11 protein-coding genes are annotated in these 15,547 nt (G+C 74.3%); all 11 read right to left on the bottom strand.

The genetic code is table 11. The annotated features are described in order from the left end of the window. Positions 1-158: 158 nt before the first annotated feature. The 11 genes from ACFYZY_RS04480 to ACFYZY_RS04430 all read right to left on the bottom strand — a co-directional run bounded on the left by ACFYZY_RS04480 (position 159) and on the right by ACFYZY_RS04430 (position 15,547). Positions 159-1,859: a proline--tRNA ligase gene (locus tag ACFYZY_RS04480; protein WP_388689342.1), complete on the bottom strand. Its 1,701-nt coding sequence runs from the start codon at positions 1,857-1,859 to the stop codon at positions 159-161. Positions 1,860-1,967: 108 nt separating this feature from the next. Then, positions 1,968-2,516, bottom strand: coding sequence for a GNAT family N-acetyltransferase (locus tag ACFYZY_RS04475; RefSeq protein ID WP_388689340.1), 549 nt, complete (start codon positions 2,514-2,516; stop codon positions 1,968-1,970). A 55-nt stretch (positions 2,517-2,571) separates the two neighbouring features. Beyond that, on the bottom strand, positions 2,572-3,414 hold the full coding sequence (locus tag ACFYZY_RS04470) for a GNAT family N-acetyltransferase (protein WP_388689338.1): 843 nt from the start codon (positions 3,412-3,414) through the stop codon (positions 2,572-2,574). A gap of 150 nt (positions 3,415-3,564) precedes the next feature. Continuing rightward, the gene (ispG, locus tag ACFYZY_RS04465) at positions 3,565-4,722 is read right to left on the bottom strand and encodes a flavodoxin-dependent (E)-4-hydroxy-3-methylbut-2-enyl-diphosphate synthase (protein ID WP_388689336.1); all 1,158 of its coding nucleotides are present in this window, start codon (positions 4,720-4,722) and stop codon (positions 3,565-3,567) included. Positions 4,723-4,825: 103 nt separating this feature from the next. Further along, complete coding sequence (locus ACFYZY_RS04460; protein ID WP_388689334.1) at positions 4,826-6,136, bottom strand: M50 family metallopeptidase; 1,311 nt, start codon at positions 6,134-6,136, stop codon at positions 4,826-4,828. Further along, positions 6,133-7,383, bottom strand: coding sequence for a 1-deoxy-D-xylulose-5-phosphate reductoisomerase (gene dxr / locus ACFYZY_RS04455; protein ID WP_388689332.1), 1,251 nt, complete (start codon positions 7,381-7,383; stop codon positions 6,133-6,135). The genes ACFYZY_RS04460 and dxr overlap by 4 nt, the downstream gene beginning before the upstream one ends. Before the next feature lie 34 nt (positions 7,384-7,417). Further along, positions 7,418-8,653 carry a 3-phosphoshikimate 1-carboxyvinyltransferase gene (gene aroA, locus ACFYZY_RS04450; protein ID WP_388689330.1) on the bottom strand — a complete coding sequence of 412 codons (1,236 nt, stop codon included), beginning with the start codon at positions 8,651-8,653 and terminating at the stop codon, positions 7,418-7,420. Positions 8,654-8,856: 203 nt separating this feature from the next. Further along, the gene (locus ACFYZY_RS04445; RefSeq protein WP_388689328.1) at positions 8,857-10,302 is read right to left on the bottom strand and encodes an aldehyde dehydrogenase family protein; all 1,446 of its coding nucleotides are present in this window, start codon (positions 10,300-10,302) and stop codon (positions 8,857-8,859) included. Positions 10,303-10,474: 172 nt separating this feature from the next. Further along, positions 10,475-11,434 carry an EamA family transporter gene (locus tag ACFYZY_RS04440; RefSeq protein WP_388689326.1) on the bottom strand — a complete coding sequence of 320 codons (960 nt, stop codon included), beginning with the start codon at positions 11,432-11,434 and terminating at the stop codon, positions 10,475-10,477. Between the two features lie 301 nt (positions 11,435-11,735). After that, positions 11,736-13,289 (bottom strand): PucR family transcriptional regulator, encoded by a 1,554-nt coding sequence (locus tag ACFYZY_RS04435; RefSeq protein ID WP_388689324.1) that lies wholly within the window; start codon positions 13,287-13,289, stop codon positions 11,736-11,738. An 83-nt stretch (positions 13,290-13,372) separates the two neighbouring features. Next, positions 13,373-15,547 (bottom strand): ATP/GTP-binding protein, encoded by a 2,175-nt coding sequence (locus ACFYZY_RS04430; RefSeq protein ID WP_388689322.1) that lies wholly within the window; start codon positions 15,545-15,547, stop codon positions 13,373-13,375.

Raw genomic sequence — 15,547 nt, 5'->3', positions numbered from 1 at the left:
GCGCGGGGGGGCGCGGGGGGGGCGGGGGGCGGCGGTTGCCCCCCCGCGCGCCCGGGCGGGGCCGGGGGGGGGACCGGGGCCCCCGCGGGGGGGGGGCGGGGGGCCGGGGCGGGGGGGGGGCGGGCCCCGGGGGGCCCCGCCCCTCCCCCGTCCGGCGGTTACGCGGTGAGGCGGGCGACCGCCTCGTCCACCGTCAGCTCCTCGCGCTCCCCCGTGCGGCGGTCCTTCAGCTCCACGACGCCCTCGCCCGAACGGCGGCCCGCGACCAGGATCTTCGGGACGCCGATCAGCTCCGCGTCGGTGAACTTGACGCCCGGGGAGACGCCCGCGCGGTCGTCGACCAGGACGCGCAGCCCCGCGGCGGACAGCTTGTCGGAGACCTCCAGGGCCAGTTCGGTCTGGAGGGCCTTGCCCGCGGCGACCACGTGGACGTCGGCCGGGGCGACCTCGGCCGGCCAGCACAGGCCCTTGTCGTCGGCGGTCTGCTCGGCGAGGGCGGCCACGGCGCGCGAGACGCCGATGCCGTACGAGCCCATGGTCACGCGGACCGGCTTGCCGTTCTGGCCGAGGACGTCGAGCTTGAGGGCGTCGGCGTACTTGCGGCCCAGCTGGAAGATGTGGCCGATCTCGATGGCGCGGTCCAGCTTGAGGCCGGTGCCGCACTTCGGGCAGGGGTCGCCCTCCTCGACGACGACCACGTCGACGTACTCGGTGACCTCGAAGTCGCGCCCGGCGACCACGTTCTTCGCGTGGGTGTGCTCCTTGTTGGCGCCCGTGATCCAGGACGTGCCCGGCGCCACGCGCGGGTCGGCGACGTACGTGACCTTGTCGAGGCCCTGCGGGCCGACGTAGCCGCGCACGAGGTCGGGGCGGCCGGCGAAGTCGGTCTCGGTGACCATCTCGACGGTGGCCGGCGCGAAGTGCGCCTCGACCTTGCCGAGGTCGACCTCGCGGTCGCCGGGGACGCCCACGGCGACGATCTCGCCGTCGACCTTCACCAGGAGGTTCTTGAGGGTGGCGGAGGCGGGGACGCCGAGGGAGGCCGCGAGGGTCTCGATGGTCGGGGTGTCCGGGGTGGGGATCTCCTCGGCGGCGGGCACGGCGGAGCCGTCCACGGCCTTCAGCGCGAAGGAGACCGCCTCGGTGTTGGCGGCGAAGTCGCAGTTCGGGCAGTCCGCGAAGGTGTCCTCGCCGGCCTCGGCCGGGGCGAGGAACTCCTCGGACTTCGAGCCGCCCATCGCGCCCGCCGTGGCGGCGCAGATGCGGTAGTCGAGGCCGAGGCGCTCGAAGACCCGCCGGTACGCCTGGCGGTGCAGGGCGTACGCCTGGGCGAGGCCCTCGTCCTCCGTGTCGAAGGAGTACGAGTCCTTCATCAGGAACTCGCGGCCGCGCAGGATGCCGGCGCGGGGGCGGGCCTCGTCGCGGAACTTGTTCTGGATCTGGTAGAGGATGACCGGCAGGTCCTTGTAGGAGGACGCCTGGTCCTTCACCAGGAGGGTGAAGATCTCCTCGTGGGTCGGGCCGAGGAGGTAGTCGCCGCCCTTGCGGTCCTGGAGGCGGAACAGCTCGGCGCCGTACTCGTCCCAGCGGCCGGTCGCGTCGTAGGGCTCGCGGGGCAGCAGGGCCGGCAGGGAGACCTCCTGCGCGCCGATGGCGTCCATCTCCTCGCGGACGATCCGCTCGACGTTGGCGAGGACCTTCTTGCCGAGGGGCAGCCAGCTCCAGATGCCGGCGGCGGTGCGGCGCACGTACCCCGCGCGGACGAGGAGCTTGTGGCTGAGGACCTCGGCGTCCGCCGGGTCGTCGCGCAGCGTCTTCGCCATCAACTTCGACATGCGCTGGACCGGTGCGTTGGCCATGGTTCTCGTACTCCTGCCGGGCTGGGGGTCCCCCCTGCTCGAACGGGGCCGAGAGCTCGGGGGAGGTGATGGCCCCGAGGTTAGCCGGGCGGCCCCGGGGACGAGAAATCAGTTCCGGCGCGCCAGCGGCAGCGGGGCGCCCATCACCGCGTAGGGCCGGGGGGCGCTCGGGAAGTGCACCCGCCGGGCGAGGTCCTGGTAGCCGAGGGACCGGTAGAGGCCCCGCGCCGGGCTCTCGGTGTCGATGGCGGAGAGGATCGAGCGGGACTCGGCGGCGGTGTCGGTGAGGGTGGTGATCAGCGCGCGGCCCGCGCCCCGGCCCTGGAAGCCGGGGTGGACGTGGAGTTCGGTGACGGCGAAGGAGGCGTCGAGCCAGTCGGCGGTGCCGGTGGCGCGCAGGTACGGCTCCACGACGGTGGACCACCAGTGGGTGCGGTCGTTGGGCATGCCGTACGCGAAGCCGACGAGCCGTCCGTCGGGGGTGGTGGCGCCGTAGGCGCGGGCGCCGGGCACGAGGAGGTGGCGCAGCACGATGTGGCGGCGCACGGCGACCTCGTCGGCGTCCAGGCCGAAGGCGACCGCCTGCACGGCCAGGGCCTCGTCCACCCGGGCGGCCAGGTCGACCGGTCCGATCGCGATCTCTGCGTCGTCTTCCATGCGGCGCACCCTACAAGCGGCTCCCCTTCCGGCACAGCACGCGCGGGGAGGGCGCTCAGAACAGCACGCTCGTGAAGGCGCCGGTCTCGCGGAAGCCGACGCGGCGGTACGCGGCCCTGGCGGGGAGGTTGTAGTCGTTGACGTACAGGCTCACGACGGGGGCGACGTCGGCCAGGGCGTACCGGAGGACGGCGGCCATGCCCGTCTCGGAGAGGCCCCTGCCCCGGTGCTCGGGGGCGACCCAGACGCCCTGGATCTGGCAGGCCCGGCGGGTGGCGGCGCCGATCTCGGCCTTGAAGACGACCTTGCCGTCCTCGATCCGGGCGAAGGAGCGGCCCGCGCCGACGAGTTCGGCGACCCGGGCCTGGTAGAGCAGGCCGCCGTCGTTGGCGAGCGGGGAGACGCCGACCTCCTCGGTGAACATGGCCACGCAGGCGGGCATGATCACCTCCATCTCGTCCTTGCGGACGCGGCGCACCAGCGGGTCGGGCTCGACGGTGGCGGAGGGTTCCTCGGCGACCATGAGGGGCTGGTTGGCCCGGACGTCCCTGGCGGGGCCCCAGCTCGGTTCCAGGAGCCGCCACAGTTCCGTGGTGGGTCCGGCGGGGCCGACGATGGAGGAGCAGCGGCGGCCGGTCCTGCGGGCCCGGTCGGCGAAGGCGCGGACGGCCCCGGGGGTGGCGCAGATCGGGACCAGGTTGGCGCCGGAGTAGCAGAGCGAGCGCAGCCGTCCCTCGGTGTACCAGCCCCACATCTCGCCGCCGAGGCGCCAGGGGTCCAGCCCGGCGGCCTGGACGCGGGCGGTCACGAAGGCGTTCTCGACGGGAGCGCTCTCCAGGACGGCGAGTGCGGCGCCGAGGTCGGCGGGTTCGAGGACCCGGGTGGTCTCTGTCAACACGAGGGGGCCTCACCGTGCGGTTCCGCTGGTTCACCGCACTTTACCCGGAGGGTCGCGGGGCGCGCCTCCGGCGGCCGAAGCCCCGCCCCCGGGGCGGGGAGCGGGGCTTCGGCGGGGGCTTCGCGGGCGCGGCGCCCGGTCGCGGGCGGGTCAGCCCGCGACGGCGATCGTCGGCTCGCCGCTCGCGACGCCGTCCTTCTCCATCTGCTCGGCGATCTTCAGCGCCTCCTCGATGAGGGTCTCGACGATCTTCGACTCGGGGACGGTCTTGATGACCTCGCCCTTGACGAAGATCTGGCCCTTGCCGTTGCCGGAGGCGACGCCGAGGTCGGCCTCGCGGGCCTCGCCGGGACCGTTGACGACGCAGCCCATGACGGCGACGCGCAGCGGGACGGTCATGCCGTCGAGGCCGGCGGTGACCTCCTCGGCCAGCTTGTAGACGTCGACCTGGGCGCGGCCGCAGGAGGGGCAGGAGACGATCTCCAGGCGCCGCTGGCGCAGGTTCAGCGACTCCAGGATCTGGATGCCGACCTTGATCTCCTCGGCCGGCGGGGCGGAGAGCGAGACGCGGATGGTGTCGCCGATGCCCTGGGAGAGCAGCGCGCCGAAGGCGACGGCCGACTTGATGGTGCCCTGGAAGGCGGGGCCCGCCTCGGTGACGCCGAGGTGCAGCGGGTAGTCGCACTGGGCGGCGAGCTGGCGGTACGCCTCGACCATGACGACCGGGTCGTTGTGCTTGACCGAGATCTTGATGTCGCGGAAGCCGTGCTCCTCGAAGAGGGACGCCTCCCACAGGGCGGACTCGACCAGCGCCTCGGGGGTGGCCTTGCCGTACTTCCTGAGGAGCCGGGCGTCGAGCGAGCCGGCGTTGACGCCGATGCGGATCGGGGTGCCGGCGTCGGAGGCCGCCTTGGCGATCTCCTTGACCTTGTCGTCGAACTGCTTGATGTTGCCCGGGTTGACGCGGACGGCGGCGCAGCCCGCGTCGATGGCGGCGAACACGTACTTCGGCTGGAAGTGGATGTCGGCGATGACGGGGATCTGCGACTTCTTCGCGATCGTGGCGAGGGCGTCGGCGTCGTCCTGGGTGGGGCAGGCCACGCGCACGATCTGGCAGCCGGAGGCCGTCAGCTCGGCGATCTGCTGGAGCGTGGCACCGATGTCGGACGTGCGGGTGGTGGTCATCGACTGCACGGAGACGGGAGCGTCACCGCCGACGGCCACGCTGCCGACCTGGATCTGACGGCTCTTGCGCCGCTCGGCGAGCCGGGTCGGGACGGTCGGGATACCGAGAGAAATCGCGGTCATCTGATGTGCAACCTCAGGGTTGTGCGTCGGCGGGCTCGGGTCTCCGAGGTTACCGCCCCGGTGGCGGGGGGCCGGACACCACCGGGTCCGGCCCTCCGGGGGATCACGTCAGCTTCACCGGGTTGACGATGTCGGCGGCGAGGACGAGCAGGGTGAAGCAGACGAAGACGCCGGCCACCACGTACGCGGCGGGCATCAGCCGGGCCACGTCGAACGGGCCGGGGTCGGGGCGCTTGAAGATCCGGGCCGCGTGGCGGCGCACGGACTCCCACAGGGCGCCCGCGATGTGGCCGCCGTCGAGCGGCAGCAGCGGGAGCATGTTGAACAGGAACAGCGAGACGTTGAACATGACGAGCAGGTTCATGAACATCACGAGGATGCGTTCCGGCGGCGCGTCCACGGTCATCAGCTCGCCGGTGATGCGGGCGGCGCCGAGGACGCCGACCGGGGAGTCCTCGGCGCGCTCGCCGTCGCCGAAGGTGGCGTTCCAGAGGCCGGGGATCTTGCCCGGGAGGGCGACGACCGAGTGGACGCCGGTCTCCAGGAGGTCGGTCATGCGGCTGGTGGTCTCGCCGAAGGTGAGGGCGGCGACCTCGGACTTCGGCTGGAAGCCGAGGTATCCGGCGTCGACGTACTGGACCGGCCGGACGACGTTGCCGTCGGCGTCCTTCTTCTCGACCTTGTTGGAGACGAGGGTGGGGTGCAGGTCGAGCCGCTGTCCGTCCCGCTCGACGGTGAGCGTGGCGGGGCCGATGGCGGCGGTGCGGATGCGGTCGGAGAGGGTGTTCCAGTCGTTCACCGCCCGCCCGTTCAGGGCGAGGATCCTGTCCCCGTCCTTCAGGCCGGCCGCGTACGCCGGGGAGACGGGGTCGCCCTGCTCGCACTTCTGGCGCTTCTCGCTGAGCTCGATGACGCACTTCTGGACACCGGCGACCCGGGTCGTCGGGCCCTCGACGCCGAGCGTCATCATCGACCCGAAGAACAGCGCCGCCGCCAGGACCAGGTTCATGAACGGTCCGGCGAACATGACGACGACGCGCTTCCACGGCTTGCGCGTGTAGAACAGCCGGGTCTCGTCGCCCTCCTGCAGCTCCTCGTACGACGCCTCGCGGGCGTCCTCGATCATGGAGCGCCAGGGCGAGGTGGAGCGGGCCTCGATGCGCCCGTCCGCGCCCGGCGGGAACATGCCGATCATGCGGATGTAGCCGCCGGCCGGGATGGCCTTGATGCCGTACTCGGTCTCGCCGCGCTTCCTCGACCAGATCGTGGGGCCGAAGCCGACCATGTACTGCGGGACCCGGATGCCGAAGAGCTTGGCCGTGGAGAGGTGGCCGAGTTCGTGCCAGGCGATGGAGACGAGCAGCCCCAGCACGAACAGCGCGATGCCCAGGGCGTACAGGAGCGTTTCGTTCATGCGCGGGCCTCCGCTGTCGCCTTCGCTGCGAGTTCTCGGGCCCGGGCCCGTGCCCAGGTCTCCGCTTCCAGGACGTCCGGCACGGTGAGGGAGGTTCCCGCGGCGGGAACGCCGTGCTCCGTGACGACCGTCGTGACCGTGTCCATGATGCCGTTGAACGGCAGCCGGCCCGCCAGGAACGCCTCGACGCACTCCTCGTTGGCGGCGTTGAAGACGGCGGGGGCGGTGCCGCCCAGCTCGCCCACGTGCCGGGCCAGGCCGACGGACGGGAACGCCTCGGTGTCGAGCGGGAAGAACTCCCAGGTGGACGCCTTGCTCCAGTCGAAGGCGGGGGCCGCGTCGGGGACCCGCTGGGGCCAGCCGATGCCGATGGCGATCGGGCCGCGCATGTCGGGCGGGGTGGCCTGGGCGAGCGTGGAGCCGTCCGTGAACTCCACCATCGAGTGAACGTAGGACTGCGGGTGGACGACGACCTCGATGCGGTCGAAGGGGATGTCGTAGAGGAGGTGGGCCTCGATGACCTCCAGCCCCTTGTTCACCAGGGTCGCGCTGTTCACCGTGATCACCGGGCCCATGGCCCAGGTGGGGTGGGCGAGCGCGTCCTCGCGGGTGACGTGGGCCAGCTCGTCCCTCGTACGGCCGCGGAAGGGGCCGCCGGAGGCGGTGACGACCAGTTTGCGGACGTCGGCGCGGGTGCCGGCGGCGAGCGCCTGGAAGAGGGCCGCGTGCTCGGAGTCGACCGGGATGATCTGGCCCGGCTTCGCGAGCGCCTTCACCAGGGGGCCGCCGACGATCAGCGACTCCTTGTTGGCGAGGGCGAGGGTGCGGCCGGCCTCCAGGGCGGCGAGGGTCGGCGCGAGGCCGATGGAGCCGGTGATGCCGTTGAGGACGGTGTGGCACGGGGAGGCGGCCAGGTGCGCGGCGGCGTCCGGCCCCGCCAGGAGTTCCGGCAGGGGCTCGGAGCCGTAGCGCGCCTCCAGGGCCTCGCGCAGCTGGGGCAGCGCCTCTTCGCGGGCGACCGCGACCGCGGCGACCCCCAGCCGGTGCGCCTGCTCGGCGAGCAGCCCGGTCCGGCCGCCGGAGGCGGCCAGGGCGGTGACCCGGAAGCGGTCGGGGTTGCGCAGCACCAGGTCGACGGCCTGGGTGCCGATGGACCCGGTCGAGCCGAGGACGACGATGTCCCGGCGGCCTTCGGACGCGTCGAAGGCGGTGTGCGGGTCGGCGAGGGGTGAGGGACGGTCGGTCATGCCCCCCATTCTTGCCGCAAACCCGGCCCGGTCTTCACGGGGTGCGGGCGAACGCGTCGAAGGCGCGGTGGAAGTCGGGGAACGTCTTCTTCACGCAGCCGGGGTCGTCGAAGGTGATGCCGGGGGTGCGCAGGGCGGTGACCGCGAAGGACATGACGATCCGGTGGTCGCCGCGGGTGGTGATCCCGACGGGTCCGGCGGGCGTGCCCGGGTGGATCTCGATCCAGTCGGGGCCGGTGCGGACGGTGATCCCGAGACGGCGCAGGTTCTCGGCGCAGGCGTCGAGCCGGTCGCACTCCTTGACCCGGGTGTTGGCGACGTCCTCGATGCGGACCGGGCCGTCGGCGAACGGCGCCATCGCGGCGAGCGTCGGCATGGTGTCGGAGATGTCCCGCATGTTGACGGTGAGTCCGCGCAGGGTGCCGGTGGAGCGGACGGTGGTGGCGTCCCGGCCGATCTCGACGTCGGCGCCCATGCGGCGCAGGACGTCGACGAAGGCGAGGTCGCCCTGGAGGGCGCCGGTGCCGAGGCCGGGGACGGTGACCGAGCGGCCGGGTTCGAGGGCGGCGGCGGCGAAGAAGTAGCTCGCGGTGGAGGCGTCGGGCTCGACGGCGTACGTCCTGGCCCGGTAGCCGGTGGGGGCGACGCGGTAGGTGCGCCCCTCCCGCCGCACGTCCGCGCCGAAGCTCCGCATCATGGCGAGGGTGATCTCGACGTACGGCTCCGAGACCAGGTCCGTGACGGTGATGTCGAGGCCCTCGGCGGTGAGCGGGCCGAGCATGAGCAGGGCGGTGAGGTACTGGGAGGACTGACCGGCGTCCAGGGTGAGCGCGCCGCCCCTGACCCCGCGGGCGTGGACGGCGAGCGGGTGGTGGCCCTCCTCGCCGCCGTGCCGCAGGTCGACGCCGAGGGTCCGCAGGGCGGCGGTGAGCGGGCCGAGGGGTCGCCGCCGCATCTGGGCGGAGGCGTCGAAGCGGTACGTGCCGCGACCGGTGGCGGCGAGGGCGGGGAGGAAGCGGGCGGTGGTGGCGCCGTCGCGGCAGTAGACGTCGGCGGTGTCCGCGCCGGGGCCGGCGGGACGGCCCTCGACGTGCCAGGCGCCGGGTTCGCGGCGCACGGCGTACCCGAGGGCGGCGAGCCCTTCGGCGAAGCCCTCGGTGTCGTCGGAGACGAGGGGCCGCAGGAGGGTGGTGGTGCCCTCGGCGGCGGCGGCGAGGAAGAGCGCGCGGGCGGTGACGGACTTGGAGCCCGGTATGTCGATGACGGTCACGGGCGCCATCCTGCCGTGCCGGCCGGGCGGACGGACCGGTGTTCCGGATACCGGGACGTACGGATGCCGGGGCACGGGGACGGGGGTACGGGGGCGGGGCCCGTACCGCCACGAGGCCGCCGGGAAGGGCGAAGGCGGTCCGGCTCCCCGCACAGTGGAGCCGGACCGCCCGGTCCGGGTGGGGCAGGTGCCCCCGGGGGGGCCTACAGGGCGAGGCCCGTGAGGACGAGGACGCGCTCGTAGGTGTAGTCGTCCATCGCGTACTTGACGCCCTCGCGGCCGACGCCGGAGCGCTTGGCGCCGCCGTACGGCATCTGGTCGGCGCGGTACGAGGGGACGTCGCCGACGATCACGCCGCCGACCTCCAGGGCGCGGTGGGCACGGAAGGCGGCCTGCAGGTCGTGGGTGAAGACACCGGCCTGGAGGCCGAAGTCGGAGTCGTTGACCGCGGCGAACGCCTCGGCCTCGCCGTCGGTCCTCGCGATCGTCAGGACCGGGCCGAAGACCTCGGCGCGGGCCAGGGTGACGTCGGCCGGGAGGTCGGTGAGGACGGTCGGGGCGTAGGTGGCGCCCTCGCGCTTGCCGCCGGTCAGGAGCGTGGCACCGGCCGCGACGGCCTCGTCCACCCAGGACTCGACGCGCTTCGCGGCGGCCTCGTCCACGAGCGGGCCGACGTCGGTGGCGTCGTCCGCCGGGTCGCCGGTGACCTGGGCCTCGACGGCGGCGACGATCTTCGGCAGCAGGCGGTCGTGGACGGAGGAGTCCACGATCACGCGCTGGACGGAGATGCAGGACTGGCCGCCCTGGTAGTTGGAGAAGGTGGCGATGCGGCCGGCGGCCCAGTCCAGGTCCTCCTCCGAGGACCAGTCGGGCAGGACGACGGCCGCGGCGTTGCCGCCGAGCTCCAGGGTGCAGTGCTTGTGCGGCACGGACTCCTGGATGGCGTAGCCGACCTTGTCGGAGCCGGTGAAGGAGATGACCGGGAGGCGCTCGTCCTGGACGAGGGCGGGCATCCGGTCGTTCGGCACGGTCAGGATCGACCAGGAGCCGGCCGGCAGGTCGGTCTCGGCCAGGATCTCGCCCAGGATCAGGGAGGAGATCGGGGTCGAGGGGGCCGGCTTGAGGATGATCGGGGCGCCGACGGCGATGGCCGGGGCGACCTTGTGGGCGCTGAGGTTCAGCGGGAAGTTGAACGGCGCGATGCCGAGGACGACGCCCTTGGGGATGCGGCGGGTGAGGGCGAGGCGGCCCGCGCCGCCGGCCTCGGTGTCCAGGCGCTGGGCCTCGCCGGCGTTCCAGCGGCGGGCCTCCTCGGCGGCGAAACGGAAGACGGAGACGGCGCGGCCGACCTCCCCGCGGGCCCACTTGACGGGCTTGCCGTTCTCGGCCGAGATGATCTGGGCGATCTCCTCGGTGCGCTCGGCGAGGCGCTTCGACACGTGGTCGAGGGCGGCGGCGCGGACGTGGGCCGGGGTGGCGGCGAACTCGTCGACGACGGCGTGCGCGGCGGCGACGGCCTCCTCGACCTGGGCCTCGGTGGGCACGCTGACCTTGCCCACCAGACGCCCGTCGAAGGAGTTCGTGACGTCGAAGGTGGCCTCGCCGGTGGCCTCGCGGCCGGCGAGCCAGAAGGCGTGGGTGGTCGTCATTGCGTCCCGGCCCTTTCCGTATCGGGGGGTGCGAGCGATTGCTCTCGTGACACGTTAGGGCCGGGGCGGGCCACGTGGGTTTGTCCGGTCTGTAGTGATGGGGCCGGGGCCCTGTCCGAATTGGCCGAACAGGGGCCGGCGGCGGTCCCGGTGAGGCGGCCCCGGGAGGTGGTCAGCCGCGCCGTTCGGTCGTCACGATCAGGCAGACCCCGGCCACGACGATCGCGCCGCCCAGGACGAGGGGCCAGGTCAGGGCCTCGTTCAGGACGAGGGCGCCGAGGGCGACGGCGACGACGGGGTTGACGTACGCGTAGGTCGCGACGAGGGAGAGCGGCGCCGCCCGCAGGAGCCAGGCGTACGCGGTGAAGGCGATCAGCGAACCGAAGACGACCAGGTAGGCGAGGGCGGCCCAGGAACGGGTGGAGACCTCGGCGAGGTCGAGGCCGTGGTGCTCGCCGCGGGACACGCCGACGGCGACGCCGGCGAGACCGCCCGCGACCATCTCGTACGCGCTGGTGGCGAAGGGGTTGGCGGGCATCGGAAGGCGCGAGGAGACGAAGGAGCCCACGGACCAGCTGAGGGCGGCGGCGACCACGAGGAGGACACCGCCGATCCGCACCTCGCCGGTCAGGCCCGGCAGGGTGAGGACGCCGAGCCCGGCGAGGCCGAGGAGGACGCCGCCGACCGCGCCGGGGCCGGGGCGCTCGCCGGTGGTGACGCGCAGGACGACCACCCAGACGGGGACGGCGGCGACGAGGAGCGCGGCGAGACCTGAGGGGATGGAGGTCTCCGCGAGGACGACGAGCCCGTTGCCGCCGAGGATGAGGAGCAGGCCGACGAGGAGGGCCGAGCCGAGCTGCCGGCGGGTGACCCGGAGGGCGGCGGGGCCCTGGCGCCAGGCGACGATCCCGGCGAGCAGCAGGCCCGCGGTGACGAAGCGGGCGCCGCCGGAGAGGAACGGGGGCAGGGTCTCGACGACGACCCGGATGCCGAGGTAGGTGGACCCCCACACGACGTACACGATGCCGAGAGCGGCCCAGACGGCGCCGGTGATCCGGCGGGCGGGCGCCGGGGGTGTGACGGGGAGGGCGGTACGGGTGCCGGGAGCCGGGTCGACGGCAGGTTCTGTCATGAACAGGAGAATAGGGAGCGGAAGGCGGGAACTGCCAGAAATTTGCCCGCTTCCGGGCAGGGGTTCGGGGGTCCGGAGGGCCGGGCGACGGAGGTGCGGGAACGGCGGCCCGGAGGGCGGCGGCCCGAAGGGGGCGGCGGCGGTTCGGACGGCCGGGAGCCGGGAAGCCCGCGGCGCCCTGGGGTCGCTCCGCCGGTAGGGGACTGCCCCGCCACTCGGGGCTGCCCCGCCGCTCGGGACTGTCCATCCGCTCGGGGCTACCCCACACCCACTCGGGGACTACCCCATCCCCTCAGAGGGGCTACCCCGTCCCCTCCCCCGTCGCCTTCAGGGCCAGCCACAGTTCCATCCGCACGTCCGGATCGTCCAGGGAGCGGCCCAGGATCTCCTCCACCCGGCGCATCCGGTAGCGCAGGGTGTGCCGGTGGACGCCCAGGTCCGTCGCCGCCGCGTCCCACTGGCCGTGCCGGGAGAGCCAGGCCCGCAGGGAGACCACCAGGTCGCCGCGGCCCGTGGCGTCGTGGTCGCGGAGGGCCCGCAGCATCCCGTCGGCGAAGGCGCGGACGGCGTCGTCGGCGAGGAGCGGCAGGACCGAGCCCGCCGCCAGGTCCTCGTGCTCGACGAGCGCCCGGCCCCGGCGCCGGGCCACCGAGAGCGCCTGCTCGGCCTGCTTGTACGCGGGCGCGGCGCCGACGGGGCCCGCCGGGGCCGAGAGGCCGATGACGACGCCGGCCTCCTCCGCCTCCCGCTCCGCGTACCCGGCGCAGGCGGCGGCGACCGCGCCGCCGTCCCCGGCGAGGACGACGAGCCGCCGCTCGCCCTCGGACACGGCGAGCACCGTCTCCCCGGCGCGGGCGGCGGCGGCCTCCAGGGTTTCGGCGAGCGCCGGGAGGGGCGGCTCACCGGCCGGTTCGCCGCCGGCCTGCTCGGCGACGAGCAGCCGGAACGGGGCGTCGAGGAGGCCGCCGTACACGTCGCCGGCCACCGCGCGCGCGTGGTCGGGCTGGCCGGCGAGCATCATCCGCAGGACGGCCGTGCCGACCCGCTGTTCGGCCGCCTGGAGCGAGCGGGAGCGTTCCGTGGTCAGGGTGAGCAGGGCGATCGCGGAGTGCACCGCGTACCGCTCGGCCGTGCCGAGGGGCGCGCCGGTGCCGACCGCGAGGGCGCCCCGGACCCGCCGCCCGGTGCCGAGCGACTGGAGTTCGACGCGGTCGTCCGCACCGCCGACCACCGCGCTCGCGGGGGCGGAGCGTTCCCGCAGCCGCTCCACGTCGGGGGTGAGGCGGGCGGCCCGGCGCGCCGCCCACTCGGGCGAGACGGCGACGGGCCGGCCGGACGCGTCGTAGAGGGCGGCCCAGCCGTCGACGTGGGCGGCGAGCCGGGCGACGACGGCCTCGGGCCCCTCGGCGAGCGCGGCCCGGGTCAGCTCGCGCTGCGCCTCGAAACCGGCCGTGACGGCGCGGTACTGGTCGGCGGAGATGGCGGCCGACACCGCCTTGCTGATGGCCAGGAACGGGGTGCGGCGCGGCACCTCCAGGAGCGGCAGGTGCTCCTCGCGGGCCGCTTCGAGCAGCGCGGCCGGGATCTCCTCGTGGTTCACGCCCACGGCGAACCCGAGCCCGACGACCCCCGCGTCGAGCAGCCGCCGCACATAGCGGCGCATGGCCTCCAGGTCCTCCGCGTCGAGGGTGAGCGCCGTGGTGAGGAGCAGCTCACCGCCCTCCATGTAGGGGACGGGATCGGCGAGTTCGCTGACGTGGGCCCAGCGGACGGGGGCGTCGAGACGGTCCTCACCCGCGCGGACGACGAGCTTGAGGGCGGAGTGCTGCACGAGCGAGGCGAGGGTGGGCGGCATTGGGGACCGTCGGACCTTTGGGCGAGGGGGCGCCGCTCAGCCGAGCGGCGCTCCCGATTCTGCCAGGGGCCGGGGGCGGGCGCTCAGCCGCGGAGGTCGACGAGGAGGGGCGGCATGTGCTCGCCGCGCACGTGGGTGAGGGAGAGGACGGCGTGCCCCGGCGGGACGGCGTGGGCGAGGTCGGAGGCGGACCAGCGCTGCCGCTCCACCTCCCGGACGGTGACGGCCTCCGTGGTCACGGCCTTGCCGGTCACCAGCTTGCGCAGGGCGTGGAAGGCCCGGGTCATCGGCTGGTCGGCGAAGACGGTGTGGTGGGCCACTTCGGTCGTCTCCACGCGTTCGGTGCCCCACGCCTCGGCGAAGGCCCTGCCGTCCCAGGTCGACAGACCGGCGAGGGCCATCCGGCAGCCGACGGCCGCGAGCAGCGGCCCGTGCAGGGCCTCGGGCACCTCCGTGAGGGTACGGAGGGCCAGTACGACGGCCGCGTTCTGCGGGCGCAGCCGCTGGAGCCCCCGTACCGTCCCGGCCGTGAGCGCTCCCGCCGCTTCGTCGAACACCATGCAGACGAAGTGTCCGTGTCCGGCACGGTCCCGGGTGACGTGCTGGAACTGGGCGAGCAGCAGCCGGTTGAGGAGCCGCGCGGCCTCCTCGTGCCCGCCTTGCGGCAGGGTGACCCGTACCCGCACCGGGTGCTGGGCGACGGCCCGCAGGGAGAAGGGGCGCGCCTCGCGGCCGCCGCCGAAGAACTCGGCGAAGGCCGGCCGGTCGAGGACGGCGAGCCGGTCGGCGAGCACGGGGCCCACGTCCGTCGCGGTGCCGACCTGGCGGAGCCTGGAGTCCAGCTCGCGGCGCATGGTCGGGGCGCCGTCCTCCGGCAGCAGGTCGAGCAGCTCCCTGAGGGGCTCGGGACGGGCTTCGAGCAGCTCCCGCAGGACCGGAACGGTCGGGAAGCGCCCGTACGCGGTCCGGTAGGGGCCGATGAGCTGCGCGAGCGCGGTGGCGGCGCGCCGGGGCTCCACGCCCTCCATGTCCCCGACGAGCCCCTCGGCCAGGAAGGCAGCGGCCTCGTCGGGATCGGTGGCCCCCGCGTACAGGTCCAGGTCGTGGGGGGACGCCGGGTCGCCGAGGCGGATCACGACGTCGTACGCCTCGTCGGGGCCGAGCGGGGCCCCGGCCGCGCCGACGGCGACGACGGCGCAGGCGCCGGTGAGCGCCTGGAGGGTGAGCGACTCCACGACGGGCGCGACGAGCGAGCGGGTCTTGCCCGCGCCGGAAGGGCCCACCGCGAGGAGGGACGTGCCGAGGATCCCGGGATCCAGTCCGGTCCCGGCGCCGTGGTACGGCTGCGGAGTGCCCTCCGCGGCCGTGTACCGGCCGACGCGGACCTGGCCGACGAGCAGGTCGTGGGTGGCCCGGCGGCTCGGCAGGTCCCGGTCGCCGGAGGGATGCGCGTACGCGGCGGCGCCCTGCCGGAGCAGGGCCTCGACGAGGGCGGCGCGGCGGACGGGGTCCCGGTCCGTGTCCTGCCAGGCGCGGCGCACGCGCGTGATGTCGACGTCGTTCATGCGTCCGGCGGCGACCTCGGCGGTGAGCAGGTCGGCGGCGCGGTGCTCGCCGGCGGCCCGCAGGTCCGGCCAGTGGGAGCGGGGGGTTTCGGGGCCCGCGGGCGCGGCGGAGGCGGCGGGGGACGCGGAGCGGGTGCGCCACGACCGGACGAGGGCCGCCCACTCGCCGACACGGGCGAACGGCCAGACGACGGCCGCGGTGATCACCGCGTACAGGGGGTACACGACGAAGGACGAGGCGAAGACCCCGTAGCCGCCCGTGAGCAGGGCCACGAGGTGGAGCACGGACGGGGCCACGGGCAGGGGTTGCCAGCCGCTCCCGAATGCCTCCGGCCAGACGAACGCCAGGGCGGTCAGGGCGCCGGCGCCCGCAAGCGCGGCGCGGGACGGCGCACGGAACCGGTCGAGGTAATGGCGGGTGATCCTGCCCCAGGAGCCGAGGACGGCGACCGCGCACACGAGCCCGACGAAGACGACGCCGCCGAGGACCTCGTACGCCGCGGCTCCGTGCCAGTCCCGTGGAGCACTGCTGGCGTTGTACCACCAGTCGGTGGGGGTGAAGGCCCGGAGCACGACGTACATGTACGGGAGCGTCCCGCGCCGGTAGGCCGACCAGATGACCAGCCCCACGGCCACGGGGATCAGCATCCCGGCGACGGTGGCCGGGGCCAGCCGGGCGGTCGCTTTCGGCAC

Source organism: Streptomyces sp. NPDC001744, from assembly GCF_042892575.1.
Taxonomy (GTDB): Bacteria; Actinomycetota; Actinomycetes; order Streptomycetales; family Streptomycetaceae; genus Streptomyces.
Note: the sequence above shows the minus strand (reverse complement) of the source record. Positions and strands in the feature narration are given on the sequence as shown.

Excerpts from the sequence above, each read along its gene's own strand:
- ACFYZY_RS04475 (WP_388689340.1), bottom strand. The coding sequence starts at position 2,516 with ATGGAAGACGACGCAGAGATCGCGATCGGACCGGTCGACCTGGCCGCC.
- ACFYZY_RS04435 (WP_388689324.1), bottom strand. The coding sequence starts at position 13,289 with ATGCCGCCCACCCTCGCCTCGCTCGTGCAGCACTCCGCCCTCAAGCTC.
- ispG (WP_388689336.1), bottom strand. The coding sequence starts at position 4,722 with ATGACCGCGATTTCTCTCGGTATCCCGACCGTCCCGACCCGGCTCGCC.
- ACFYZY_RS04445 (WP_388689328.1), bottom strand. The coding sequence starts at position 10,302 with ATGACGACCACCCACGCCTTCTGGCTCGCCGGCCGCGAGGCCACCGGC.
- ACFYZY_RS04480 (WP_388689342.1), bottom strand. The coding sequence starts at position 1,859 with ATGGCCAACGCACCGGTCCAGCGCATGTCGAAGTTGATGGCGAAGACG.
- ACFYZY_RS04440 (WP_388689326.1), bottom strand. The coding sequence starts at position 11,434 with ATGACAGAACCTGCCGTCGACCCGGCTCCCGGCACCCGTACCGCCCTC.
- dxr (WP_388689332.1), bottom strand. The coding sequence starts at position 7,383 with ATGACCGACCGTCCCTCACCCCTCGCCGACCCGCACACCGCCTTCGAC.
- ACFYZY_RS04460 (WP_388689334.1), bottom strand. The coding sequence starts at position 6,136 with ATGAACGAAACGCTCCTGTACGCCCTGGGCATCGCGCTGTTCGTGCTG.